This window comes from Thermovirga sp. (assembly GCA_012523215.1).
In the GTDB taxonomy this organism is placed as follows: Bacteria; Synergistota; Synergistia; order Synergistales; family Thermovirgaceae; genus 58-81.
The window spans coordinates 29,391-54,008 of the sequence record JAAYIZ010000209.1 but is presented as its reverse complement, the minus strand read 5'-3'; the positions used below and the strand labels follow the sequence as shown (position 1 = coordinate 54,008).

Sequence of the window (24,618 nt, the reverse complement as noted above, 5' to 3'; positions counted from 1 at the left end):
CTTTCGTCCTATCGTCACCGGAAGATCTCTGGTTCCACGCCAAGGATACCCCCGGAGCCCACGTGGTGTTGAGGCTTCCGGGTAAAACGCCCCTTCCGGGTGACGCGCTCGAGTTTGCATCGTCCCTGGCGGCTTTTTACAGCCGATCCTCCGAGTCGCTGACCGTCGCAGTGGACTATACGAGACGGAAGAACGTGAGGCCCATCCCCGGGACTATCTCGGAGGTCGTCTATTCCAGGGCCCGTACCCTCATGATCTCTCCCCGTCTTTGGTCAAGACTTCTCCAAGAAAAGTCTTCAGCTCCCGGTGAAGAAAAGCCCTGAATAGCAGGGGTTTCCCACTCCTGGGATGGTCAAAACCAAGTACCCAAGAATGAAGAAAGATACAGACAAAGCCGAAGGGGGCTTTCATCCTGGGAGCATAAAGCTTATCCCCCACAGGGTACAGCCTATGTGTCTCATGTGAACCCTGATCTGGTGGGTCCTTCCCGTCACAAGGCTACACCTGACCAGGGAAAATCCCCTCCTGCTCCAGATCACGGAGTAGTCGGTGACAGCGCTTTTCCCCGAGGAGGATATGGCCATCCTGTAGCGGTTCCTGGGGTTTCTCCCGATAGGCAGGTCTATTCTTCCAAGGGGTATTTTGGGAACACCCCACACCAGGGCCAGGTACTCCTTTCTAACCCGCCGTTCCTGGAAAGCCCTGGCAAGTATGTCGAGGGAGCGGTCGTTACGGGCAACCACCATCAGCCCCGACGTCGACGCATCTAACCGGTGGACTATTCCAGGTCGACCGGAGGCACCCGATCCCGCTATCTCCGGGAATTTATGCAGCAGTCCATGGACCAGGGTCCCCTTCCAATGACCGGGAGAAGGGTGGACAATGAGGCCGGAAGGCTTGTCCACGACCAGGATGTCTTCATCCTCCCAGACCACCCCGAAGTTCACCGGTTCCGGTATGATTTCCTTAACAGACCGTGGTTCCAGGGATACACTGATGGCCATGCCACTACGAACTAGCAGCGAGGATCGGGCCCTCTTGCCCTGTTCGATCCGCACCTTTCCGTCCCTGATGAGAGCCTGGACCTGGGACCTCGTCCTGTCGAGTTTCCATGTCAAGAAGACATCGAGCCTTTCGCCATCCAGGTCCTCACCTACGACCAGCGAAAGGATCTCTTCTTCTCCCATGCCCCTTTCACCCTGCTCCTTTGATTAACCGGCGTCGTTCATCCGACCGAGGACACCCCGGCACCTGTCGCAGACCCCTTGTTCCGATACTTCCGGAGCCCACCTCCAGCATCTTGGGCACTTTTCTCCCGAAGCTTTTCTGATGTTAAATTCCATGCCCGTCTCGGGGTCCTTCCACGAGAAACCGCCTTCTGCGAAGGCTTCCACAACGCGCAACGAGGACACTATCGACAGGGTAGTCCACTCATCCTCCGGCAGAAGCACCATCGGATCCTCCCCGGTTTTGCCCTTTAGCACCTCCACCCGGGCATCGAGCGAATGACCAATGATACCGGACGACCTTGCCGATTCGAGGGCTCTCGATATGACCCCCCTTTGATCGAGAATCTTCTCCCAGCGGCGGTCCAGTTCTTCGTCGAGGAGTGATTCGTCCACGGCGGGCCAATGGGAAAGAAAAACACTCTCGGGGAGGGAGGGGTCCAAGTTTCTCATTTCCTGCCATACCTCCTCCGAGGTGAAGCTCAGCACCGGGGACAGCATCTCCATCAAGGCGCGAAGGATGATCCATAGGGCAGTCTGGCAGCTTCTCCGCGCCCGTCCGTCACGATCCTCCGCGTAAAGCCGGTCCTTTCGGACATCCAGGTAGAGGGCGCTCAAATCGTTGACGCAGAAATGATGGATCATATAGGCGGGGGCGTGAAATTCGAACTCGTCGAAGCCCTTCGTCGCTTTCCTTATCAGCCGCTGCGTCCCGGAAAGGATCCAGCGCTCGAGTTCAGGCATCTTCGTGAAGGGCACCCTATCCTTACCCGGATCGAAGTCATTGAGGTTGCCCAGTAGGAAGCGGGCGGTGTTCCTGATCCTTCGGTAGGACTCCACGAGGTTGGACAGTATCTGGTCCGATATCCTTATATCGTTCCTGTAATCGGTGGAAGCTACCCAAAGGCGCAGGATATCGGCGCCGTACTTATCGATTATCTCCTGGGGAGCGATGACGTTTCCCAGGGATTTGGACATCTTCCTTCCCTCGCCATCGACGATGAAACCGTGGGTGAGGACCATATCGTAGGGAGCCCTGCCTCTCGTCGCCACCGAGGTCAGGAGAGAGGTCTGGAAATAACCCCTGTGCTGGTCGCTCCCCTCGAGGTAGAGGTCGGCGGGCCACTTGAGGTCCTTACGGGTGGCCAGCACCGCCGCGTGGCTGCAGCCGGAATCAAACCAGACGTCCATTATATCCGTCTCTTTCCTGAGTTGACGGCTCTCACAATGGGGGCAAAACGCCAGTTCTCCGAGGATCTCTTCCGGGGAAAGGCGCCACCAGCTGTTGGAACCCTTGATGCGGAAAAGGTCCTGGACCTTCCTGATCCTCGTGGGATCAGCCACTACACCCTTGCATCCCTCGCAATAGAAAGCGGGTATGGGGACTCCCCAGATTCTCTGTCGACTGATGCACCAGTCGGATCGCTCCTTGACCATGTTGGCGATCCTTTCCTTGCCCCATTCGGGTATCCACTTGACCTGGTCGATCTGATCGAGGGTATTATCCTTGAAAGCATTGACCGCGACGAACCACTGATCGGTAGCCCTGAAAATGACGGGCTTCTTGCACCTCCAGCAATGAGGGTATGAGTGGGTCATCCTGCCGCTGCCGAGAAGTCGGCCCCTCTCCCGAAGGACGGCCAGGACCTTTTCGGAGCCCTCGTCAAGGGAGAGGCCTCCCACGAGTTCCGTATCGGGCAGGAAGAAGCCCTTGTCATCGACGGGGTTGAGTATGTCAAGGCCATATCGGATGCCCGTCTCGAAGTCCTCCGCTCCGTGACCGGGGGCCGTATGGACGCAGCCGGTCCCCTGGTCGAGGCCAACATAATCGGCGAGGGCGAAAATGATATCCCTGTCGTCGTAGAAGGGGTGCAGGGCGCGGGCCTTGGCGAGATCTCGCCCCTTGACGGTGATGAGCGGTTCCCCGAACTCGAGGCCGGTCACGGATGAAACCTTCTTCCTGAGCGCCTGGGCCAAGATGTAGACCTTGCCATCGGGGGCGGGCACGAGAGAGTAATCGTAATCGGGATGGATCGCCACGGCGAGGCTTGCAGGGAGTGTCCAGGGCGTAGTGGTCCAGACGATGACATAGGCCTCCCTTCCGCCTATGGCCTCCTCCACCGCGCTGTTGCCCGAGGTTACCAGCGGGTAGGCCACGTAGACCGATGGCGAGGTTTCGTCTTCGTACTCTATCTCAGCCGCGGCGAGGGCCGTCTGGCAATCTATGCACCAGAAAACGGGTTTCCGGCCCTTGTACACAAGGCCCTTTTCCACCATGTCGGCGAAGACGCCGATCTGGGCCGCCTCGTACTCCGGCTTGAAGGTGATGTAGGGATTCTCCCAGTCTCCAAGCACCCCGAGCCTCTTGAACTCCGACCTCTGGATATCGATATACTTCTCGGCGTAAGCCATGCATTGCTTCCTTAATTCAACGGGGTCGATGGTCTCCTTCGACCGGCCGATCTCCTTGAGGACCCTGAGCTCGATGGGCAGACCGTGGGTGTCCCAACCCGGAACGTAGGGAGACTGAAAACCCTTCATCCATTTGTATTTTGGGACAAGATCCTTAAGGATCTTATTGAAAGCCGTCCCGATATGGATGTCCCCGTTGGCGTAGGGGGGCCCATCGTGAAGGACGAACTTTTTTGCCCCTTCCCTCTCGGCCATCAGTTTTTTGTAAATCCCCTTCTCTTCCCAGAAAGAAATGATGCCAGGTTCCCTCTTGACCAGGTTAGCCCGCATGGGGAAAGATGTATCGGGGAGGTTCAAGGTATTCTTGTAATCGGTCGACACGCGCTGGACGCCTCCTTCTTTATTCAAAAAGGCCGCCGGCATGACCTGGCGACCTTCCTGGTTCAGGGATACTTTGGCCAGGATGGCGGGTGACCAGGCTGGCCCTAGGTTGTTTCCGTAGCCGCCGCCTCTTTTTTGAATCGAGCGGCCTGGAAGAAATGCACGAAGAGGAGCACGGCCAAGCCGATGGAGTCCGATCTCATGCCCGGTACCAGGAGACCCAGGGCTCCGGCCAGGGCCAAGATCCTGACCCACAGGGGCATCCTGGTCTTGTAAAAGCCTATGGTGCCCATCCCCAGGAGGAACACGCCCAGCAACGCCGTCCCTATGGACATAATGAACGGGAGGGCCTCAAAGTCGACCAAAACGAGCATGGGGTTGTAGACATAGATATAGGGCACCAAGAAACCCGCCAGGGCCAGCTTGATGGCGACCCAACCCGTCCTCATGGGGTCCGCCCCGGCAATGCCCGCCCCGGCGTAGGCGGCCAGGGCCACCGGTGGGCTTAAATCCGCGGCGATGCCGAAGTAAAGCACGAACATGTAGGCCGCCATGGGCGCCACACCCAACTGCAGCAAGGCGGGAGCGGCCATCGTGCTGGTGACGATGAAGTTGGCCGTCGTAGGGAGGCCGGCGCCGAGCAGAATGCAGGCCACCATGGTCAACAGCAGCGATACGATCAGGATCCCGCCGGAGAGGGTGATGATGGCGCTGGCGATGCGGAGCCCCAACCCTGTCAGGGTGGCGGTCCCCACCACTATCCCCACGGTTCCGCAGGCACAGGCCACTCCGAGGGCGCCCCTGGCCCCCGAATCCAGGGCTTCGACGAATTTTGTGAAGGTAACCCTGGTCTCCCTGTTCAGGAAGGACACGACCAGGGTGGCCAGGATGCCGTAGTAGGCCGCCTTCAAAGGAGTGTAACCGGCAAGAAGGAAGTAGATTATCGCGCCCAGGGGGATCAGGAGATGCCCTTTCTTCTTCATCAACGGAATTATCTTGGGCAGTTTTTCCCGGGGAAGCCCTCTGAGGCCCAGCCTGGTCGCTTCGATGTGCACCTGTACCATGACCGCGAAGTAATAAAGCAAGGCCGGAACAACGGCGGCGAGGGCCACCTGGATATAGGGTATACCCAGGAACTCCGCCATGATGAACGCCGCAGCGCCCATGACGGGAGGCATGATCTGACCCCCCGTGGAAGCCACTGCCTCTACGGCCCCGGCAAAATAGGGTTCATAGCCGACGCTTTTCATGAGAGGGATGGTGAACATCCCCGTGGTGCAGACATTGGCCACCGACGACCCCGAAATGGTCCCCAGCAGTCCCGAACTCAATACGGCCACCTTCGCCGGTCCCCCGGTGGAACCCCCGGCAAGGGCTATGGAAAGGTCGATGATAAAACGCCCCATACCGGTTTGTTCCAGGAAGGACCCGAAAAGGATGAACATGAAGACAAAGGTCGAGGATACCCCCAGGGGAGTTCCAAACACTCCTTCGGTCCCCATGTACATGTGATTGATGATCCTGGTTATATTGAAACCCCTGTGGGCGAAAAGCGAGGGGAAATGCCTTCCGAAGTAACAATAAAAAAGAAAAAATATGGCGATCCCGGGCAACACGGGGTTGGATACCCTCCTGGTGGCTTCCAACAAAAGGAGGATACCCAGTAATCCCGCGGTAATATCCATGGTCGTCGGAAGACCAGCCCTCATCACGATCTCATTGAAAAAGATCACATGGTAAAAGACCACGTAAGCGGCCACCCCGCCCAGGACAAAATCGTACCAGGGAACGGCATCCTTGCGTGCTTTGCCCGAAACAGGGTAGAGCATGTAGACCATGAAAAGAACCAGGGCCAGGTGAACAGCCCTTTGCTTGATGGCTAGCATGAGGCCGAACCCGGAGGTATAGAAATGGAAGAGGGAGAGGACAACGGCCGCCAAAAGGACCAGTTTCGCCTCCCATCCCGAGAGGGTCCTGGTCCTCGCCTCGGTGTCGAAACGCCTTCTTAGTTCATCAAGGTCGATCTGCTCCTGTTCCGCCTCGGTGTTGTCCGCCTTGCCGAGGTCGATTTCATCGGTCTTGTCGGTCAAAAAAAACCCTCCCTGTCCTGTCGGCTTCTGTGGAAGCCTCTTTAAGGGGTGAAATTGCTGCGAATCAGGTCGATTCTACCACACCCTCACGATACGTCACAGATGCCGTGCTTTGGAAAGGGCCTCCCAAAAAGGCCTGACACCTACGGAGAAATCCAATCTTCTGGATGGGTAAATCCTGAAAAGTTCATGGATCACCTGTAACCTCCCGGGGAGAATGAGGATGTTCCTGCCGAACTTTTCGTCGCCTACCCTGTAGTAAAATCTTTCCCAAGCGCTTCTTCCACCCCGGAATCGGAACCACTGTCCGTCCACGATCAACTTGCCGTTTCTGGGAATTACGATAGGAAGGCCGGCGTTCTGCGAGACCACTCGCTCTTCCCAGGCCCAGATCTTTCCCCCCACTACCCTGTAATCGTCTTCAACGGGGGTTCTTTCAACGGAGTGGATGTACCTCGTGGTGAAAGAATACCCCACCGGTATGGGACTTGAATGCAACACTGCTTTGCCATCGGAAATTTCCAGGATCGAGACGGGTGTACAGGTCATGAACAGAAAAAGAGAAAATATAGTCGCGGCGAATGTTCGAGGTTTGATTTTCATCGTCTGCGCCTTCTCGGGAGATCGTGGTTTTATTCAACGGTGCCCTCCAGGAGGGACACAAAACGGCAGTACTCCCCCCATTCATCCCTGTAACGACCGCCTTCCTTGACCCTGGTCAGGAGCCTTTCCGTTCCGCCGGGGACAATCACGGGAATGACGATCCTTGCGTTCCGGGCCGTTTGCTCCATCAAGGCCGAAGGCACGGAGGTGGCGACCGCCGTCACGATGACACGGTCAAAAGGGGCTTCCTCGGGCAGTCCGAGCTTCCCATCCCTGTGATAAACCTTGACCTGGTAGCCGAGTTCGTCCAGGAGAAGCGAGGCTGACCTGGCCATTGAGGCGATCCGCTCAATGGTATGAACCTCCGCGCCCATCCAGGCGAGGATGGCCGCCTGGTAGCCCGAACCAGTGCCAATTTCAAGGACCTTCATACCGGCGTCGACCTCAAGCCGGGATGTCATCAGGGCCACCATATAGGGTTGTGATATGGTCTGGCCATTTTCCAGAGGGAGGGGGTTATCATCGAAAGCCCATTTCCTGAGCCTTTCGGGAACGAAAAGGTGGCGCGGGACGTTTCTGAACGCTTCAAGGATCTTCTCGTCCCTGATACCCCTGACCTCGATCTGGGAAAGGACCATCCTTTCCGCTCTGGCTTCCCAGTCCTCCAAGGAGTCCACCTCGAGACCGATCAAGGTTTTCGAAAAAAGAGCCTTAATCCTTGCTCTTACGGGACGAAACACGGTTGGCGGGCCTGAGGCGATTCGAACGCCTGACCTACGGCTTAGGAGGCCGTTGCTCTATCCTCTGAGCTACAGGCCCGTCATTGAACGTTCGTAATATTACCATGGGATCATTACAACTTCAATGATCCCCTTGCGCCGATCAGGGGCCGCAGCAGGACATGAATCTCTTCGTCTCTTCTCCCGTTCCGTCCCATTCCGCCAAGGTGCTTCTCACGTCGGTCTTCATCTGCTCCACCAGCAGGGAAACGGCGGGAAAAGCTTTTTCCCTCCTGAGCCTCCTGAAAAAGAAAAGCGAAACCTCTTTCCCGTATAGTTCACCCCTGAAGCCGGGGATGTAAGCCTCGCACCTGAGCTCCCCCACGCCGGGGAAGGTCGGGTTCAACCCGATGTTGACCGCCGCTGGGAGAGCATCGGAACCGAAGGCAACCCCTCCAGCGTAAACGCCCCTGGCGGGCATCAATTTAATGCCGGGGAGTGAAAGATTTATCGTCGGGAAACCGATCGTCCTGCCTCTTCCATCGCCGTGAACGACGACGCCCCTGATCATGAAGGGATGGCCAAGGTCCGTTGAGGCATCGGCCAAATCTCCCTTGATAACGCGCTCCCTGATGAGCCTGCTTCCAATCTTCCTCCCGGAAGGGGTGGCAAGATGAGGAACGACCTCGACCTTCCAACCTCGCCTGGAGGCGAGTTCTCTCAGGAGTACCGCGTCGCCGCGCCGATTCCTGCCGAAACGGAAATCCTCTCCCACGACAAGTCCCCTGATGAAAAGGTTGTCCTCCAGGAATCCAAGAAAATCATCGGGCTCCATCTCCGCCAAATCTTTGGAAAAATGCAACCTGACTATTTCCGGTATGCCCAGGCATTTCCCGAGGATGTCCTTTTCCGGCTCGGTGAAAAGGGGCAAAAAAGCTTTGCGGTCCAAAACGGACTGGGGATGGGGGAAAAAGGTCACCACGCACCAGGAATCGGAAATATTTTGCGAAAGGTTTTCCGCGGTCTTGAAGAGCCTCCTGTGTCCAAGGTGAAAACCGTCAAAGGATCCAACAACGGCTATCATTTTTTTACGGTCCTTCCAACGCCAGGTTGGTGACGGGCCTGGCCAAGCCGGCGCCGCCTCCGGATTCGATCCGCGCGAAAGACACTATTTTCTTTCCAAAGATAAGGACGAACTCCCCGGTCCGATATCTTCCCCAACCGCTTCGCGTCAGCTCCCCCACCCGCAAGGGACTCCCGGAGGCGATCGCCTCTTCCTCGTCACGGGAAGCCTGGTAGGATGTAAAACTGCTTGAAAGGAATGAAAGGGGAAGGATTCTCTCCTCGAGGGAAGTGGATTCCATCGAGGCCATATCATCGCTGGACAAGGCATCGGCCGCAAAAAAGGGGCCGAGGGATTCCCTCTGGAGGCTTAAAACAGTGGCTCCGCATCCGATAAATTCTCCAAGATCCCTTACGATGCTTCTGACGTAGGTACCCTGGTGGCAGTTTATCTTCAAGGGCACATCCCGCCCTTCCATTATGGGGCCGGTCCTCCGGAGGGACGTGATCAGCACCGGCCTCGCGGCCAGCTCCACATCGTAACCCTTCCTTGCCATCAAATGAGCCCTCCTGCCTTTGACCTTGACCGCCGAAAAAGCTGGTGGAACCTGGTCCCTGTGGCCGTAAAGGGAAAACAGGGCCCTGTCGACACCCTCCTCATCAACCTCGCCAATGTCACCAGCGGAAATAACCTCGCCGGAAAGGTCATCGGTGTCAGTCCTAATTCCCAGGCGCGCCGTGGCCAGGTAGGTCTTGGGCAGCATCATCACGAAACGGGAAGTTCTCGTGGCCCTTCCGATCAGCAGGACGAGAACCCCGGAAGCCCCCGAATCCAGGGTACCCCCATGCCCCACCCGCGTCTTGCCGCCCAGGATCTTTTTTGCCAGGTTGACGCATTGGGTACTTCTTGTGCCCGGCACCTTGTCAATGATCAGAAATCCCGATCTCATCCAGATCCTCCAGCCTCCTGATGAAAGCCTCGAGTGATCTTTCAGGGTTATCCTCCATCTTGCACCCCGACGCTCGCTCGTGACCGCCTCCACCCCAGAGGGCTGCTATCTTCCTGGCGTTCATGGGCTCTTTTGTCCGGATGCTGACGCGACAGTATCCCTCGTCCTCCTGGAAAAGGGCGGCGACCTGAACGCCGCTGACGGAGAGCAGGGTGTTTACCAGGTTCTCCGTGTCGTCCCTCCTAGCTCCAAGGGCGGCCAGATCCTCCCTCGACAGGTAGGTGACGCAGACCCGACCGTCCAGGTGAAGGCTGGCCCGGGAAAGCCCTCTTCCCCAAAGATGGATCCCCTCCAGGGAACGGTTTTCGTAAACCATCCGGAAGATCCTGGAAGGTTTGCCTCCTCGGCCCACCAGGTCCGCCGCGACCCTTAACGTCCTCTCATCCGTCGAAGGAAACCGGAAAAAACCCGTATCGGTGGCGATGGCCGTGAGCAGTGATTCGGCCACTTTCGTGGAGATCTCCCACTGTGCCGCGAGGAAAAGATCATGGACCATCAAGCCCACCGAAGACGCTCCTTCGTCGACCCAGTTCAGCGACCCGAACCTGCTATTGTCGCCATGATGGTCTATATTGATGACAACGGCCTTTTCGCCGGGGGATGGAAGTCCTTTCAGGGTCCTTTCGGGGTTGCTCGTATCCAACACGATTACGGCCAGGTAGGCTGAACGCACGCTGCTTTCGAGAGATGCCGCGGCGACATACCTTTCATGGAAGGGTAAAAACCCGTACACCCTGGGGAAAGGGTCGGGGCCGTACCACGAACACTTCTTGCCCATGGACGCGCCCTGGAGGAAAAGGGCGCTCCCGCAACCCAACGTATCGCCGTCGGGTTTTTCATGGGCCACGATGATCCACTCCGGCACACTTTCAAGGAGGCTGACCATCCCGTGAAGGTCCTTCAACAGCCGGCATCCTCCGTTTCTTCCTCTACTTCGGGGAGGTCCAGGCTGTCAAGTATATCCTCTATGGCCTGGGCCCGGTCCTCGGTAGCATCGTATATGAAATGGAGTTCCGGCACTTGCCTTAGCCGCATACTTTTCCCGAGCATGGACCTCATCACTCCCGCGGTCCTGTTGAGCGATACCTCGACATTCTCGCGGCTTCCCGGGGTAAGAGCCCTGAAATAAACCTTGGCGTGTGAAAGGTCTTTGCTGCAGGAGACCTCCGAAAGCACGGCCTCCTTTAAGGTATCATCCTTGATCCTCGTCCTTATCAGGTCCGAGATCCTGCGTAACAGTTCCCTGTTTATCCTTTCAATCCTGAAAGTCGTCATATCTTTTTACCTCTTTCTTCTCGCGTACCAGAAAGAAGTCCCCCTTTTCTTCCATTGAACGGACCAGGCGCATCAACGAGTCGATCCTTTCTTCAGCCCCGGAATGGGAAGACGACAGGGCGGAAAAGGCCAGGAAACCTTCCTGGCAGGACCCATCGGGTCCGAGATCCGCGGCGGAGACGTTGAACCTGCTCCGCGCCCTTCCCAGGATGGACCTCGTCACCTGCCTCCTGTCCTTCAGGCTGGTGGCTTCAGGTATTTTAAGGTGAACAAATAACATGCCGCAGAAGGCGGCCCGTTCCCTCATCTTTCCAGGGTTCTCCTTTCCTCTACCAGTTCAAAGGCTTCAACCGTATCCCCTTCCTGGAAATCCTGCTGGTTTGAGAAGCTCATGCCGCATTCATATCCCGCGGATACTTCCCTGGCATCGTCCTTGAACCTCCTGAGCGCGGAGAGGCTGCCTTCCCAAAAGACCACGCCATCCCTGATCAGCCTTACCTTCGCTCCCCGCTTGATCACCCCGTCGGTCACATAGCAGCCGGCTACCTTCCCGGCCTTGGGAACCTTGAAGATCGCCCGGATCTCGGCCTGTCCCAGGACATGCTCCCGGAGAGTAGGCGCCAGCATGCCCTCGAGGGCAGCATGAACATCCTCGATTACATCATAAATTATCCTGTAAAGCCTGATCTGGACCCCCTCGTCTTCCGCGATCCTCCTGGCGTTGGGGTCGGGCCTGACGTTGAAGCCGATGATAATGGCGTTCGAGGCTGAAGCAAGCATAACATCCGACTCGGAAATCCTTCCGACACCCTCATGGACGAACTGGATGCCCACCTCGCTGGTCTCGATCTTCTTCAATGAGGCCTTAAGGGCTTCCAGCGACCCCTGGACATCGCACTTGAGGACCACTGAGAGGACAGGGGTCTCCTCCATCTGCATGCGGTCGTACATTTCCTCGAGGGTGATCTTCTTCGGGGGGGCCGATCCCGCCCTTTTCCTGGCGGCCTCCCTGTCGCTGATCGCCTGGCGGGCTTCCTTTTCGTTTTTGGCCAGGGAGAACAATTCTCCCGGCTGGGGGACCGCCGAGAACCCCAGTATCTCCACCGCCGTGCTGGGACCGGCCTCATCGGTCTGGTTCCCGGCATCGTCGATCATGGCCCTGATCCTTCCCCAGGCTGAATCGGTCTGGACGACATCTCCCCTTCTCAGCGTGCCCTGTTGGACCAGGACGGTGGCCACCGGACCCTTGCCTTTATCGAGCCTCGCCTCGATCACGATCCCCTCGGGTGAGACCGTGGGATCGGCCTTGAGCTCAAGCAGATCGGCCACGATGAGGACCATCTCCAGGAGTTGATCTATTCCATGACCGGTTACAGCCGAAATATCCACGGCGATGGTGTCCCCGCCCCACTCCTCGGGGACAAGCCCGTGATCCGACAATTGTTGCCGGACGCGGTCGGGTCGGGCCTCGGGTTTATCGACCTTGTTGACCGCCACCACGATCGGTACACCCGAAGCCTTGGCATGATTAAGGGCCTCGATGGTCTGGGGTTTGACGCCGTCGTCGGCCGCAACCACCAGGATCACGATGTCCGTGGCCTGGGCCCCCCTGGCCCTCATAGCCGTGAAGGCTTCGTGCCCGGGCGTGTCCAGGAAGACGATCCTTCTTCCCTTGTGGACCACCGTGGAAGCGCCTATATGCTGGGTAATGCCTCCCGCCTCGGTCTCGGTGATCCTGGTTTTCCTGATATGGTCAAGAAGGGTGGTTTTTCCGTGGTCAACGTGTCCCATTACGGTTATTATGGGGGCTCTCTCCTGGAGATTTTCTCCCTTGAAAACCGGCTTCTTGGTTAAAACCGCGTGGTCCTCCAGAGCTTCTTCGTCGTCGGCCACGATCTCAAAACCGAGTTCGGCGGAGAGGACCTCGAGAATCTCATCGGTTACCGGCGAATCGGCCGGGATCATGTGACCCGAGGAGACGAGGATCCTGACGAGTTCACCGGCTTTCTTATCCAGCAGGGTCGCTACCTCGTTTATCGGGGCTCCCCTGGGGACGACCACCCTTTTTGGCGGTTTCTCATCCCCGGCAGGCTTCTCGCTTTTTTCGAGGAGGGCGTCTTCCACCAGCTGCGCCGTTTCCGATTCTATAGAGTTCATATGATTGTTGACCTCTATACCGAGGTCCTTCAGAAGATTCATCATTTCCTTGTTTGACTTTCCCAGCATCTTTGCCAGTTCATAGACCCTGATCTTACTCATATCTATCGACCTCCCCGGCCACAAGCTTCTCTATCTTGTCCGACAGTCCCCAACCGAGGGGCAGGCCTATGATCTGGGTCCGCCCCGTCGAAATCATACTCCCCAATTCTTCTCTGCCCAGAGATGGCAAGACCGCGATACGGCAAGCTCCTCTTCTCCTGTAACCTTCGATCATGGATCTCACGTTAGGAGAATGGTCGCCGGAAAGTATCACCAGGAGCCTGTTCCCTTTTTTGAGTTCAGTCCTGACGGCATCCTGCCCCGAGAAAAGCATACCCGCTTTCCTCGCGATCCCGAAAAGGCCGGGTAATTTTTCATTCAATGCCTTCGCCCCCCGGGGAATCGGAAGCACCGTTCTCCTTCAGCAGAATCATCAGCGATGCCACAAGTTCTTCAGGCACCTTGACCTTGAGGGACCGGGAAAGCTGCTTCCTTTTCAAGGCCCGTTCGAGGCACTCGAGTCTTCGGCAGATGTAAGCCCCCCTGCCGGGAGTCTTCCCTGGAAGGTCGACCACGACCTGGCCATCGGGGCGCCTGACGATCCTCAACAAATCCCTTTTAGGGAACTCTCCTCCGCAACCCGCGCAGGTCCTGGGTCTTTTTCTTTTTTCATGGCCGGCGCCGGCTCCCGTCACAACTCAGCCTCTTCGGGGTTGACCAGTTCATCGAAAAGGTCTTGGAGGGTCGGTAACTTTTCAGGTTCCAGGACCTTGATATCGATTTTCCACTTGGTAAGGCGCGCCGCCAACCTGACATTCTGTCCGGCTTTTCCTATGGCCAGGGAGAGATGATCGGGCCTGACGAAGACCTGGACCGATCTCTCCTGCTCCAGGACCGGTTCGACCTTCAGGACCCGGGCCGGCGACAGGGCATTCCTGATGAAAGCCAGGGGGTCGCTGCTCCATACGACCACGTCGATCCTTTCACCCCCGAGTTCCTTGCTTATGGATTTGATCCTGGCCCCGCCGCTGCCGATGCAGGCACCCACGGGATCCACGTTCTGGTCCAGGGTGGAAACGGCCACCTTGGCCCTCACGCCGGATTCCCTGACGATCTCCTTGATCTCGATGGTCCCCTCCCTCACCTCGGGTATCTCCAGTTCCAGGAGCCTCCTCAGCAGCCCGGGGTGACTCCGGGAGACGATTATCTTGGGTCCCCTCGTAGTTTGCCTCACCTCTACGAGATAAAACTTCATCCTGCTTCCCAGGGCATAGGATTCTCCCACGATCCTCTCCTCCCTGGGCAGGATGGCCTCCGTCCTGTCGTTGAGCCGAACCAGGACCTGTTCGTCCTCCGATTTGAAGACCACGCCATTGATGAGATCACCGATCTTGTCGGAGAACTCCTCGTAGATGATCTGCCTCTCGGCATCCTTCAGCCTTTGTATGATGACCTGCCTGGCGGTCTGGGCCGCTATACGGCCAAACTTTTCAGGCTCGACCTCCACCCGGACAATATCCCCAACCTCAAGGTCATTAAAACCCAGCCTGGCGGCGTCCTCAAGGGTCAGCTCCGTATCGGCGTCGCTGACCTCTTCAACGATTTGCCTGACTTCGTTGATGGATATCTCCCCGTTCTCGAGGGCCACGTATACCTCAACATTCTGGTTGCCTCCCCTGTACTTGCGGTAGGCCGATACCAGGGCCGCCTCCAGTCCCGAGGATATGACCTCCAAGGGCAGGTTTCTCTCCTGCGTTATCTGCTTCAGGGCTCGAAGGAAATCGCGTCCCAGCTGCATTACTGCTGCCCCCTTTTCTTCTTTCCCTTGACATCGGTCCTGGCCTGGCCAGGCATTTCAAAGACGAGATTAGATCTTGCCATGTCAACGAAGGGGATGTTGACCTGCCCCAATTCGTCGTCATCGAAGAGAACGACCTCTCCGGAGGTCGCCACGATGGTACCGGTCAGGTTCTTGCGGTCTTTGACGCTCTCCTTCAGCTTGATCCTCGCCCTCTTCCCCGCGAAGCGCTCGAAGTCGGACATCGTTATCAAGGGCCTCTCGACGCCGGGAGAACTCACCTGGAGGAAGTACCTCTCGGGAAGCCCCGGGTCGAAGTCGTCGAGCATTCTCCCGAGTTTCCTTGAAACGATCTCACAATCCTTCACGTTGATGCCCCCCAGGCTATCGATCAATACCCTGAGCACGGGACGGCCTTCTTCCAGGGCCAGTTCCGACAGGACGTACTCGTAACCGGTGGCCTCCACCAGTTCCCTGATGGAACCGTGCATCCTGCGCATGGTTTCCTTTTCAATCTGTCTTGCCATCTTCAAAACATCACCTGCCGCGAATCCTTTGCTTGGGAAACACCTTAAAAGCGGATAAAAAACAAAGAGCAGGATTTCCCTGCTCTTCGCCCGTCCGAACCTTTAAGGCGGTTCACCTCGAATAAGTATACCACGCCTTTGAATTCTTTTACAACAAAAGGAATGAGTCCTGGAGGATTGGGATCCTTCGACTTTATTCCATCCGGTAATTCGGGGCCTCCTTCGTAATTACGACATCATGGGGGTGGCTCTCCTTGACGCCGGCCCCGGTTATCCTGACAAAGGCAGCCTTCCTTCGCAGTTCCTCGATATCGGAGGCTCCTACGTAACCCATGCCGGACCTCAGGCCCCCTACGAGTTGATAGGTGATGGCGCTCATGGGCCCCTTGTAGGGCACGAGACCCTCGATTCCTTCGGGAACGAGTTTTTCCTCCGTCTGGCCTTCCTGGAAGTAACGGTCCTTGCTCTCCCCGATGCTCATGGCCCCGAGGGAACCCATTCCCCGATAACTCTTGAAGGATCGGCCCCGGTAGATGACCACCTCGCCGGGACTCTCGTCGGTGCCTGCGAAAAGCGATCCCACCATCACCGAATCGGCCCCGGCGGCGATGGCCTTGACCACATCGCCGGAATAGCGGATCCCGCCATCGGCGATGACGGTCTTTCCTCTGGAATGGGCCACGGCAGCGACTTTTATGATCGCCGAAAGTTGGGGAATCCCTATCCCGGCGATCACCCTGGTGGTGCAAATCGATCCGGGACCCACCCCGACCTTGGCGGCGTCGGCGCCCGCGTCGATCAGGGCCTCGGCCGCCTCCCCCGTGGCGATATTGCCCCCCACCAGGGCCACGTCGGGGAAGTTCCTCCTGATATGTCTTATGGTCTCCACGACGGACTTGGAGTGTCCGTGGGCCGTATCCACGACGAGGACATCGATGCCGGCCTCCACCAGGTTCCCTGCCCTTTCCAGGGCGCCCTCTCCGACCCCCAGGGCCGCCCCGACTCGGAGCCTGCCTCGGGAATCCTTGGAGGCCTTGGGAAAGTCCCTGGCCTTCTGGATATCCTTTATGGTGATCAGGCCTTTCAATATCCCCTCACGGTCGACGATGGGCAATTTTTCGATCTTATGCTTCATCAGGATCTTGGTCGCGCCTTCAAGATCGGTCCCTACGGGCGCCGTGACCAGGTTTTCATGGGTCATCACCCTGCTGATGGGCTGCTGGTAATCGGTGATGAACCGGAGATCGCGGTTGGTTATTATCCCTACCAGTTTCCGTCGGCCATCGACTATGGGAACTCCCGATATATGGTAATGGTCCATGAGTTCCACTGCGTCCCTGACAAGATCGTCGGGGTGGAGATAAAAGGGGTCCACTATGACCCCCGACTCGGAACGTTTTACCTTGTCCACCTCGGCTACCTGCTTTTCGCAATCCATATTGCGGTGGATGATGCCTATACCGCCTTCCCTGGCAAGGGCAATGGCCATGCGGCTTTCGGTAACCGTATCCATGGCGGAGCTGCAAAAGGGGATATTGAGGCTGATATCGGAGGTCAGGCAGGAAGAGACATCGACCTGGGAAGGCATCACCTCGCTGTAGGAAGGCACCAGGAGCACATCGTCGAAGGTCAGGCCATCTCCAATTATCCTCATTTCGGGCCCGTCCATAGGGCACCTCCTCTTGTAATGAAATTTATCACACCGATCGGTCCTTGGACTCCGTTGGCAGAGAGTCTATACGAAAGACCCCTCGTTGGGCAACTGTTTTTCTTCCCTTTTACAATCCCCATCTTCCGGATCCAACAGCGACCCGGGGACTCCTTCTTTGCGGGAAATGCGGGCAAGAGCCCAGCACCTCATCGCCTCTCCCCTTCCGACATCCCCCGTCCTTTCACCCGATTTGAACTTGAGGGAGACCCTACCCTCTCTCCCCCTGAAAAGGACCCCTGAAAGGCTGTCACGGATTTGACCGTGCAGAGACGCAAGTCGCGGCACCTGGGCGTTGACGACGACATCCAACGACAAAACCCTGTAACCCGCCTGGCGAAGCATCTCCACGGCCTCTTCGAGAAGGTCAAGGCTCCGCATACCCCTGAAACGCTCTTCCGACGGGGGGAACAGGGTACCTATGTCGGGCAGCCCCGCTGCTCCGAGGATGGCGTCGGCCACGGCGTGGCAAAGAAGATCGCCGTCGGAGTGGCCCGAGAGCCCCAACGGAAAGGGAATCCTGATTCCCCCGAGCACCAGGGGTATCCCTGGAGCGAGCGGGTGGACATCGAATCCCAGGCCTGTTTTCTCGACCGTGGTGCCTCTTGCGATCCTGCGAGCCATTTCCAGGTCTTCCCTGAACGTGATCTTGAAGTTCAGGGGGTCGCCCATGACCCAGCCTAGCTCCCGCCCGGAAGCCAGCCAGGCTTCGGCTTCATCATTGATCTTGCCCCGGGTCTCTTCCAGTGCGTTTTTAATCTCATCCCGGCGGTAAACCTGGGGGGTTTGGGTTGCTACGAGACCATCGCGGGGCATGCTCCCGGTGATGACGCCTTCCTTGGTCAGTTTAAGGGCATCCGTCACCGGCAGAACCGGGATGGCTGAACCCCTCTCGACAGCCTTGACCATGAGGCGTTGGCATAACTCCACCGAGGTGAAGGGACGGGCGGCATCGTGGATCATCACCATCTCTTCTCTCGAGGCCTCGAGTCCCCTGAGGACGGAGTCCTGTCTTGTCTTTCCGCCGACTACGATGTCCAGGTCCAATTTGCCTCGAAACCCCGCGTCCACTTTTTCGAAAAGGAGTTCCATTCCGGGGGGTGCGACGAGTACCACCTGGTTCACCCCGGCGTCTTTCAACTCCAGGGCGGTCCTGGCGGACCATTCCCAGAGGGGTCTCCCCCCCAGTTCCTCGAACTGCTTTGGAGATCCTCCAAATCGTTGCCCCATGCCGGCGGCCACGATAAGGAAGGACCATCCTCTCATGGGCGCACCTCTTTCCTGATCCTGCCGAAGACCATCCTGCCCGCCGATGTCTGGAGCATCGATGTCACTACCACCTCTACCCTTTTCCCTATGTAGTCCTCGCCGTTCTCAACGACGATCATGGTCCCGTCATCGAGGTAACCCACTCCCTGCTGGGGTTCCTTGCCCTCGCGCAGGACATCGACGGTAATGGATTCCCCGGGGAGCAGCGTGGGTTTCATGGCGTTGGCCAGTTCGTTGACGTTGAGGACGCTGACACCCTGGATCTGGGCGATCTTGTTTAAATTGTAATCGGTGGTGATAACCTTGGCGTTTATTTCCTTGGCCAGGTCTACCAGGCCTTCATCGACGGAACCCACATCGAAATCCTTCAGGGTCACTTCCAGGATCTGGACGGTGACTTCGGAGAGCTGCCGCAGTTCGTTGATGATGTCGAGCCCCCTTCTTCCCTTGGTCCTCCTGGTAGGATCCGAGGAATCCGCGATGGCCTGGAGCTCGTTCAAGATGAACCTGGGAAGGATGAAGGGTCCTTCGAGGAAACCCGTCGCCGCAATCTCCAGTATCCTCCCATCGATGATGACGCTCGTGTCCAGGAGCTTGACGGCAGGTCTTTCATTACCAGGCTCGATGGCCAACTCCGTGAGGTTGTTATCCCCGCTTTCTTTCGTCCTTTTGCCCCTGATACTGAAACGCTGCTTCAAACCTCCTATCGAGCTCCACATTCCGTGGATCTCTTCCTTTCTTTTCAGGAAGAGGGTGGCTCCCAGGTAACCGAGAACGACATTGAGCAGCACCGCCATGTAACTGCCGACAACGGGCAGGTCGGCAAAGGGAAGGGCGGCCAGGTTGGCCACGATGAGGCCGGCGATCAGGCCGGCCAGGGCGACGGAGATATCGTGCCAACTGAGGGTTTCAAGGTTCTTTTCAAAGGATAATGCTATAAAGCCGAGTAATCTCACGAAAAACGGTGTTATCAGATAACCTATAAGGGCAAAAAGTAATACTCCGAAAAAAAAGGGAATAAACGAAAAGTGAAAGGCTCCCTTCGGCCACCATTCCTGCAAAACAGCTATCCTGACCACCTGGTAGCCCGCCACACCGCCAAGGAAGATGAAGATTGCCCTTGCCAGGTAAAGCATCAGTTTAACTATTCCATCGGCCATGTTCTCCCTCCTTTCTATCCTCTTATTTTTCGTACCGGCTTACATCGACCCTCGACTCTATTGAGGCGTGCAGGGTAACCCGGTCGGCGTAACCAATGGTCCCCCCGAGGGGCAAACCGAAGGCGAGCCTGGTTATCCTTGGCTCCATTGACTTCAGCAAGTCAAGGACGGCGTAAAAGGTCAGATCCCCCTCGACGCTCGGGTTCGTCGCGATAATAACCTCCCTGAAGCCTCCTTCCTGCACGTATTTTCCAAGCCTGGCCAACTTCTCCGGTGGCAGGTCCTCTCCGTCCATGGGAGAAACCCTGCCGCCGAGGATAAAATAAAGCCCTGAAAAAACTCCGGCCTGCTCCAGGGAGAGCATGTCCTCGACGCTCTCGAGGACGCAAAGGACGCCCCTGTCACGGAAGGGGTCGGAACAGACGGGGCAGGGATCCTCGGTGGTCAAGTTGCCGCAGATCGAGCAGAAAAAGGTGTTCTCCCGCATGAGGGAAATGGTGGACGCCAGTTCATCGGAGAACTCTCCGGGCTGTTGCAGGAGAAAAAGGGCAAACCTCCTGGCGGTCTTGTCCCCTACGCCGGGGAAGCGGGAAAAGAGCTTCATCAGCCTTTCGACGGGTTCTGAAATCGGCAAAACAGGCCTCCTAACCTATCCCGGGAATACCAAGGCCCGCTCCGAACCTTCCGAGCCTCGACTGGGCCAGTTCCTTGCTTTTCCGGGAAGCATCGTTTATGGCCGCGAGAAGCAGGTCCTCCAGCATTTCTTTTTCTTCGGGATCGATAACCTCCGGCTCCAGGGTGATGTCGACGACCTCCCCCTGGCCTGTGGCCACGACCTTGACCATGCCTCCCCCGGACACGCCCTCGACCCTTTCCCGGGCCAGTCCCTCCTGGATTTTACCGATCTCGGTCTGCAACTTCTGCGCCTGTTTGAGCATCTGTTCCATATTCATCGTTTTATAATCATCCTTCCATCCAGAAACGTTGTCCATCTTTTGATGTTACCCCTCAACGGGTTTTTTACAAAGGGCCCGGTCGATTTCCGCCGGAGAAGGTATGGCGGCCTGTTCAGTCCTGGACGGTTCTTTCGCGCCGACGGGCCGCGGAGGCGCCGCCCCTGGTCGAGGTCTTTCTTTTTTTGAGCATCACCTTGACGGAGTGGGCCTCGTCCCTTTCCCTTTCAGCCAGGGCCAGCCTTATGCGCTTTTCCTGCGCCTCCAGCCCGGGAAGCAGTTCCTGCTCGAGGTTGTTGACCTTCCTCCTGGTCCTCTCGAACTCCAGTTCCAGCGCATCCAGCTTGGACTTGAGGTTGATATACCTCCACAGGAGCGGTTCTATCCTGACGAGGGTCTCAAGCAACTCATCCACGTGCAGGGAAGCCAGGGCCGGGTCCATGAGCAAACCGCCCAGCAGCCTCCCCCTTTCCTCGTCCTCGGGATAAAACTGGGAATACTTGCATCCCATGAGGGCATGCCTGGCGATCCTGACCCTCCTTGGCTCGACTCCCCACAAGAGCAGGGTCTTCACCGATTCCCCCTCGAAAAGCCTGACCAGGGCATAGGCATAGGAGACAAAGGCGATCATGTCCTCCACCTCCTTGCTCATGGCCCGAAAGGTGGTCCGGTCGGCTTCTATCTCCTTGAAGATCGCTTCCTTTTTTCTTTCCAGGAGGGAGCATCCGAAACGCATATTTTCGATCTGCCGGGATATTTCGATCCTTTCGCTCCTGGAAACCGGGGCATCGTTATCCGTCAAGCCGGACCCTCCTTATCTCCTCCATGAGGTCATCGGGGATCCTGTAAAGTTCCTCGTCGGGCAGCACGGAGAGAGCTCTCATCGCCAAAGCCAGCGACTCCTCCATGGAAAGGGGGTTATTCCCCTGGTTTAGGAAAACCCTTTCAAAGGCCGAACCGAAACGGAGGTAATGGAGCTCGGTCTCCGTCAACCCCTCATCACCGACAATGAGTCTCAGCCTGGAGACCTCCTTGGACCTGGCATAGGAGGCAAAAAGCTGATCGGCCACCCGGCGATGACCCGCGAAGGTTCTTCCCTCGCCTATGCCCTTGTTCATGAGCCTGCTGAGGCTCGAAAGGACATTGATCGGAGGGTAGACGCCCCTGGCCTGCAAACCCCTGTCGAGCACGATCTGCCCCTCGGTTATGTACCCCGAGAGGTCGACGACGGGGTGAGTCATATCGTCCCCGGGCATGGAGACGATGGGGATCTGGGTTATGCTGCCCTTCAACCCCTTTACGCACCCGGCTCTTTCATAGAGGCTGGCGAGGTCCGAGTAAAGATAACCAGGAAAACCTCTTCTCCCTGGAGCCTCCTCCCTGGCGGCGCTCACTTCCCTAAGGGCTTCGCCGTAATGGAGCATATCCGTCATTACCACGAGGACGTCGTAACCGCGGTCAAAGGCGAAGTATTCCGCTATCGTCAGGGCGGTCCGGGGTGCCAGGAGCCTTTCCACGGCGGAATCGCTCGCCAGGTTGACGACGAAGACGCCGTTGAAGAGGGCCCCCGATTCTTCGAAGGAATCCCTGAAGAAACGCGCTTCTCTTTCGGTTATTCCTAGGGCGGCGAAGACGACCAGGAACTGTTCCGGGTTTCCCGGGACATGGGCTTGCTTCACCACCTGGGCGGCGATCTCGTTGGCGGGCAGCCCCGACCCTGAGAATAGGGGCAACTTCTGACCTCTCACAATCGTATTGAGAAGGTCTATCGAAGCGATGCCGGTTTCTACGTATTCGTTGGGGCCGGCTCTCATTGCGGGATTGAGAGGAGAACCCGTGATGGGAGTCTCCTTTTCAAAGCAGGGGAGGGCCTTCCCACCCCTGGGGTTGCCGCGGCCATCGAGGGTCTGCCCCACCAGGACCTGGCCCAGGCGGACCTTGACCACGTCTTTCTCGAACCATACGATGCAGTCACCGGTGTTGAGCCCCAAGGTTCCCTCGAAGACCTGGACGGCGCAGATATCACCGTCGATCTGCAGAACCTGGCCGGTCCGGCGCCCCCGGTTGGTCTCGATGGCGACCAGTTCACCCAGGGCCGCCTTCCTCGCGTTGGAGACGAAGAGCAAGGGACCCGATATTCCGCTTATGGACCTCGTTCCCTCCCTGTAAAGGGCCATTTCAGGAGCCCTCCGGCCCGGTGAAGGACTGGGCTATCTCTTCCAGCCACGGCAGGGATACTTTTTCAAAATCCTCGACCGGCGCGCTCCTCAGCGAAAGGACCCGGCGCAAAAGCCCCAGCTCCTGGACCTGCTGGTGCAGGACCCCCTTTTCGATCTCATCCCTCACCAGGCGATGGAGATCCTTCAGGGCCTTGGTGAACCGTGCCTGTTGTTCCAGTGCGTTGAAAGCGTCATGGGGATCAAAGGCGTTTTGCTGAAGAAAGGCTATCCTCACGATCTCGCCCATCTCCAGGTCCCATTTGTCCAGTTCCGAAAGGGCATCCCTGCCCACGATCTGCACGAGGGAGAGCAGTTCCGTCTCCCGGTCGAGCAATTCCCTGAGGAAAGAGGCGCCATCCTTCCACTTCGGTCCAAGGGTTCCAAGGAAGAATGGCTCCAGGGCTCTTTCGTAGAGGGAATAACTCTGCTTCCAGTTGATCGAGGGGAAGTGCCTGCTTTCGGCGAGCCTCTTGTCAAGAGCCCAGAAAACCCCGGATAACCTCAAACTGGCCTGGGTGACGGGTTCCGAGAAGTCTCCTCCGCCGGGAGAAACGGCGTTGAATATCGTGATGGAGCCTTTCCGTTGGGGTTCACCGAGGGCCCTCACCCTCCCGGCCCTCTCGTAGTATTGCGCGAGCCTGGACCCGAGATAGGCGGGGTAGCCTTCTTCACCGGGCATTTCACCCAGGCGGCCGGAGATCTCCCTCAGGGCTTCGGCCCAGCGGGAGGTGGAATCAGCCATCAAGGCCACGTCAAGTCCCATGTCACGGAAATACTCCGCTATGCTCATCCCGAGGTAGATGCTGGCTTCCCTCGCGGCCACGGGCATGTTGGAAGTGTTGGCGATGAGGACCATCCTCTCCATGAGGGACCTGCCGGTGTGAGGGTCTTTGAGGTGAGGGAATTCCTCCAGTACCTCCGTCATCTCGTTGCCCCTCTCGCCGCACCCGATATAAACGACAACTTCGGCATTGCACCCTTTGGCCAGGGATTGCTGGATGACCGTCTTGCCGGTGCCGAAACCCCCGGGTATGACGGCTGCCCCGCCAAGGGCAACGGGGAACAGGGTATCCAGCACCCTCTGCCCCGTAATAAGTGGTTCCGAGAAGGGAAGCCGCTCAACACAGGGGCGGGGTGTCCTGACGTACCAGCGTTGGCAGAGGTTGATCTCCTCCCCGTTTTCGAGGATACAGACGGCCTCATCGACGGTGGTTTCCCTTTTGGAGGCGGTTATTTCCCTGATCCTTGAACCACCCGACCCCAGGGGAACCATCACGAGGTGTTTAAAATCCTTGCCCTCCTCGACGAAGCCTAGGGCATCACCGGGAGAGACGGGGTCTCCAACCTCCTTCAGGGGAGAAAAAACCCACTTGGCTTCAGGATCGAGGCTTCTCGAGAAAAAACCTCTTTTGACGAAAAAGTCATCGGCCTCCCCGGAAGAAAGGCCCCTGAGCGGTCGGCCAATACCATCGAGGACGCTGCCAAGGAGCCCTGGGCCCAGGTCTATACCCAGCGGCTCCCCGGTGAATTCGACGGGTTCGCCGACGCGGACGCCGTCGATCTCTTCGTAGACCTGGATATCCACTTCTTTTCCGTCAATCCTGATCACTTCTCCCAGGAGCCGCTCCGATCCCACCCTCGCGACCTCGAAGTTGGAGACCGGCGCGGTCGAATCCGCACGGATCACCGTTCCCGCCAGGCACTTGATTCTTCCCATGTTGGACATGACGCTCACTCCCGCCCTTTAAGACTGCCCTTCAGGGAGGGCATTTCCACCCAGACCGGGTCCGATATCTTCGCCTTCCTCTTGTAAAACTCCGGGATGCTCTCGGCCCAGTCCGATTCGACGAGGACAAAAGCGACCTCTTTTCCCTGGAGCCTCTGGAAACAGGCGGGAAAATCACCGGGTCCTTCGCAAACCACGGCTTCGAGGCCCAGGAGGGACCAAAGTTCCACGAAGGGTTGTCTTCCAAGCACGTATCCGTTGCCGTAATTCTCTTTTGCCAC

At 57.6% G+C, this 24,618-nt stretch carries 24 protein-coding genes, 1 tRNA gene and 1 pseudogene; 1 reads left to right on the top strand and 25 read right to left on the bottom strand.

Translation table 11 applies throughout. From position 1 onward, the window contains the following. Positions 1-323, top strand: a 323-nt coding sequence (locus GX108_06100) for a DUF814 domain-containing protein (GenBank protein NLO56608.1), incomplete at its 5' end; no start/stop codon positions are given. On the opposite strand, the pseudogene GX108_06095 reads toward GX108_06100, so the two are convergent. From GX108_06095 to GX108_05975, 25 genes and pseudogenes are all read right to left on the bottom strand, one after another. Continuing rightward, positions 250-1,187 (bottom strand): annotated as a pseudogene (locus tag GX108_06095) (RluA family pseudouridine synthase). The gene GX108_06100 and the pseudogene GX108_06095 sit on opposite strands and share 74 nt — an antisense overlap. 24 nt (positions 1,188-1,211) lie before the next feature. Beyond that, on the bottom strand, positions 1,212-4,019 hold the full coding sequence (gene ileS, locus GX108_06090; protein NLO56607.1) for an isoleucine--tRNA ligase: 2,808 nt from the start codon (positions 4,017-4,019) through the stop codon (positions 1,212-1,214). 104 nt (positions 4,020-4,123) lie between these two features. Continuing rightward, positions 4,124-6,088, bottom strand: a complete 1,965-nt coding sequence (locus tag GX108_06085; protein NLO56606.1) for a TRAP transporter permease — start codon at positions 6,086-6,088, stop codon at positions 4,124-4,126. A gap of 117 nt (positions 6,089-6,205) precedes the next feature. Continuing rightward, a complete protein-coding gene (locus GX108_06080) occupies positions 6,206-6,712 on the bottom strand; it encodes a DUF1850 domain-containing protein (GenBank protein NLO56605.1) in 507 nt (168 codons plus the stop codon). Positions 6,713-6,741: 29 nt separating this feature from the next. Next, the gene (locus GX108_06075; GenBank protein NLO56604.1) at positions 6,742-7,350 is read right to left on the bottom strand and encodes a protein-L-isoaspartate(D-aspartate) O-methyltransferase; all 609 of its coding nucleotides are present in this window, start codon (positions 7,348-7,350) and stop codon (positions 6,742-6,744) included. A 105-nt stretch (positions 7,351-7,455) separates the two neighbouring features. After that, positions 7,456-7,531: transfer RNA gene (locus GX108_06070), tRNA-Arg, on the bottom strand. Positions 7,532-7,594: 63 nt separating this feature from the next. Continuing rightward, complete coding sequence (gene ribF / locus GX108_06065) at positions 7,595-8,515, bottom strand: riboflavin biosynthesis protein RibF (GenBank protein NLO56603.1); 921 nt, start codon at positions 8,513-8,515, stop codon at positions 7,595-7,597. 4 nt (positions 8,516-8,519) lie between these two features. Beyond that, the gene (truB, locus tag GX108_06060; protein NLO56602.1) at positions 8,520-9,443 is read right to left on the bottom strand and encodes a tRNA pseudouridine(55) synthase TruB; all 924 of its coding nucleotides are present in this window, start codon (positions 9,441-9,443) and stop codon (positions 8,520-8,522) included. Continuing rightward, positions 9,418-10,407 carry a bifunctional oligoribonuclease/PAP phosphatase NrnA gene (locus GX108_06055; protein ID NLO56601.1) on the bottom strand — a complete coding sequence of 330 codons (990 nt, stop codon included), beginning with the start codon at positions 10,405-10,407 and terminating at the stop codon, positions 9,418-9,420. The genes truB and GX108_06055 overlap by 26 nt, the downstream gene beginning before the upstream one ends. Continuing rightward, positions 10,404-10,778, bottom strand: a complete 375-nt coding sequence (rbfA, locus tag GX108_06050; protein ID NLO56600.1) for a 30S ribosome-binding factor RbfA — start codon at positions 10,776-10,778, stop codon at positions 10,404-10,406. Before rbfA ends, GX108_06055 begins: the two co-directional genes overlap by 4 nt. Next, entirely contained in the window at positions 10,759-11,085 is a 327-nt protein-coding gene (locus tag GX108_06045; GenBank protein ID NLO56599.1) for a DUF503 domain-containing protein, read from the bottom strand. Before GX108_06045 ends, rbfA begins: the two co-directional genes overlap by 20 nt. Further along, positions 11,082-13,037 (bottom strand): translation initiation factor IF-2, encoded by a 1,956-nt coding sequence (gene infB / locus GX108_06040; protein NLO56598.1) that lies wholly within the window; start codon positions 13,035-13,037, stop codon positions 11,082-11,084. The genes GX108_06045 and infB overlap by 4 nt, the downstream gene beginning before the upstream one ends. Continuing rightward, positions 13,030-13,359: a hypothetical protein gene (locus tag GX108_06035; GenBank protein NLO56597.1), complete on the bottom strand. Its 330-nt coding sequence runs from the start codon at positions 13,357-13,359 to the stop codon at positions 13,030-13,032. Before GX108_06035 ends, infB begins: the two co-directional genes overlap by 8 nt. Further along, positions 13,352-13,672 (bottom strand): YlxR family protein, encoded by a 321-nt coding sequence (locus tag GX108_06030; GenBank protein ID NLO56596.1) that lies wholly within the window; start codon positions 13,670-13,672, stop codon positions 13,352-13,354. The genes GX108_06035 and GX108_06030 overlap by 8 nt, the downstream gene beginning before the upstream one ends. Next, the gene (gene nusA, locus GX108_06025) at positions 13,669-14,775 is read right to left on the bottom strand and encodes a transcription termination/antitermination protein NusA (protein NLO56595.1); all 1,107 of its coding nucleotides are present in this window, start codon (positions 14,773-14,775) and stop codon (positions 13,669-13,671) included. Before nusA ends, GX108_06030 begins: the two co-directional genes overlap by 4 nt. After that, a complete protein-coding gene (locus tag GX108_06020; GenBank protein ID NLO56594.1) occupies positions 14,775-15,302 on the bottom strand; it encodes a ribosome maturation factor RimP in 528 nt (175 codons plus the stop codon). The genes nusA and GX108_06020 overlap by 1 nt, the downstream gene beginning before the upstream one ends. A gap of 193 nt (positions 15,303-15,495) precedes the next feature. Beyond that, complete coding sequence (guaB, locus tag GX108_06015; GenBank protein NLO56593.1) at positions 15,496-16,971, bottom strand: IMP dehydrogenase; 1,476 nt, start codon at positions 16,969-16,971, stop codon at positions 15,496-15,498. A 66-nt stretch (positions 16,972-17,037) separates the two neighbouring features. After that, complete coding sequence (ispF, locus tag GX108_06010) at positions 17,038-18,276, bottom strand: 2-C-methyl-D-erythritol 2,4-cyclodiphosphate synthase (GenBank protein ID NLO56592.1); 1,239 nt, start codon at positions 18,274-18,276, stop codon at positions 17,038-17,040. After that, positions 18,273-19,439, bottom strand: coding sequence for a TRAM domain-containing protein (locus GX108_06005; GenBank protein NLO56591.1), 1,167 nt, complete (start codon positions 19,437-19,439; stop codon positions 18,273-18,275). Before GX108_06005 ends, ispF begins: the two co-directional genes overlap by 4 nt. A 22-nt stretch (positions 19,440-19,461) precedes the next feature. Further along, positions 19,462-20,073 carry a recombination protein RecR gene (gene recR, locus GX108_06000; protein NLO56590.1) on the bottom strand — a complete coding sequence of 204 codons (612 nt, stop codon included), beginning with the start codon at positions 20,071-20,073 and terminating at the stop codon, positions 19,462-19,464. Positions 20,074-20,083: 10 nt separating this feature from the next. Further along, on the bottom strand, positions 20,084-20,431 hold the full coding sequence (locus tag GX108_05995; protein NLO56589.1) for a YbaB/EbfC family nucleoid-associated protein: 348 nt from the start codon (positions 20,429-20,431) through the stop codon (positions 20,084-20,086). A 76-nt stretch (positions 20,432-20,507) separates the two neighbouring features. Continuing rightward, positions 20,508-21,194, bottom strand: coding sequence for an ATPase (locus GX108_05990; protein NLO56588.1), 687 nt, complete (start codon positions 21,192-21,194; stop codon positions 20,508-20,510). Next, positions 21,184-22,569 carry a V-type ATP synthase subunit B gene (locus tag GX108_05985; GenBank protein ID NLO56587.1) on the bottom strand — a complete coding sequence of 462 codons (1,386 nt, stop codon included), beginning with the start codon at positions 22,567-22,569 and terminating at the stop codon, positions 21,184-21,186. The genes GX108_05990 and GX108_05985 overlap by 11 nt, the downstream gene beginning before the upstream one ends. A 1-nt stretch (position 22,570) precedes the next feature. Beyond that, positions 22,571-24,337, bottom strand: coding sequence for a V-type ATP synthase subunit A (locus GX108_05980; protein NLO56586.1), 1,767 nt, complete (start codon positions 24,335-24,337; stop codon positions 22,571-22,573). A gap of 5 nt (positions 24,338-24,342) precedes the next feature. Next, positions 24,343-24,618 (bottom strand): hypothetical protein, encoded by a 276-nt coding sequence (locus GX108_05975; protein NLO56585.1) that lies wholly within the window; start codon positions 24,616-24,618, stop codon positions 24,343-24,345.

Bases quoted from the DNA above. Each gene is read 5' to 3' on its own strand.
- GX108_06080 (NLO56605.1), bottom strand. From the start codon at position 6,712: ATGAAAATCAAACCTCGAACATTCGCCGCGACTATATTTTCTCTTTTT.
- GX108_06075 (NLO56604.1), bottom strand. From the start codon at position 7,350: ATGGTCCTTTCCCAGATCGAGGTCAGGGGTATCAGGGACGAGAAGATC.
- ribF (NLO56603.1), bottom strand. From the start codon at position 8,515: ATGATAGCCGTTGTTGGATCCTTTGACGGTTTTCACCTTGGACACAGG.
- truB (NLO56602.1), bottom strand. From the start codon at position 9,443: ATGAGATCGGGATTTCTGATCATTGACAAGGTGCCGGGCACAAGAAGT.
- rbfA (NLO56600.1), bottom strand. From the start codon at position 10,778: ATGACGACTTTCAGGATTGAAAGGATAAACAGGGAACTGTTACGCAGG.
- GX108_06045 (NLO56599.1), bottom strand. From the start codon at position 11,085: ATGAGGGAACGGGCCGCCTTCTGCGGCATGTTATTTGTTCACCTTAAA.
- infB (NLO56598.1), bottom strand. From the start codon at position 13,037: ATGAGTAAGATCAGGGTCTATGAACTGGCAAAGATGCTGGGAAAGTCA.
- nusA (NLO56595.1), bottom strand. From the start codon at position 14,775: ATGCAGCTGGGACGCGATTTCCTTCGAGCCCTGAAGCAGATAACGCAG.
- GX108_06020 (NLO56594.1), bottom strand. From the start codon at position 15,302: ATGGCAAGACAGATTGAAAAGGAAACCATGCGCAGGATGCACGGTTCC.
- guaB (NLO56593.1), bottom strand. From the start codon at position 16,971: ATGGACGGGCCCGAAATGAGGATAATTGGAGATGGCCTGACCTTCGAC.
- ispF (NLO56592.1), bottom strand. From the start codon at position 18,276: ATGAGAGGATGGTCCTTCCTTATCGTGGCCGCCGGCATGGGGCAACGA.
- GX108_06005 (NLO56591.1), bottom strand. From the start codon at position 19,439: ATGGCCGATGGAATAGTTAAACTGATGCTTTACCTGGCAAGGGCAATC.
- GX108_05995 (NLO56589.1), bottom strand. From the start codon at position 20,431: ATGGACAACGTTTCTGGATGGAAGGATGATTATAAAACGATGAATATG.
- GX108_05985 (NLO56587.1), bottom strand. From the start codon at position 22,569: ATGGCCCTTTACAGGGAGGGAACGAGGTCCATAAGCGGAATATCGGGT.
- GX108_05980 (NLO56586.1), bottom strand. From the start codon at position 24,337: ATGTCCAACATGGGAAGAATCAAGTGCCTGGCGGGAACGGTGATCCGT.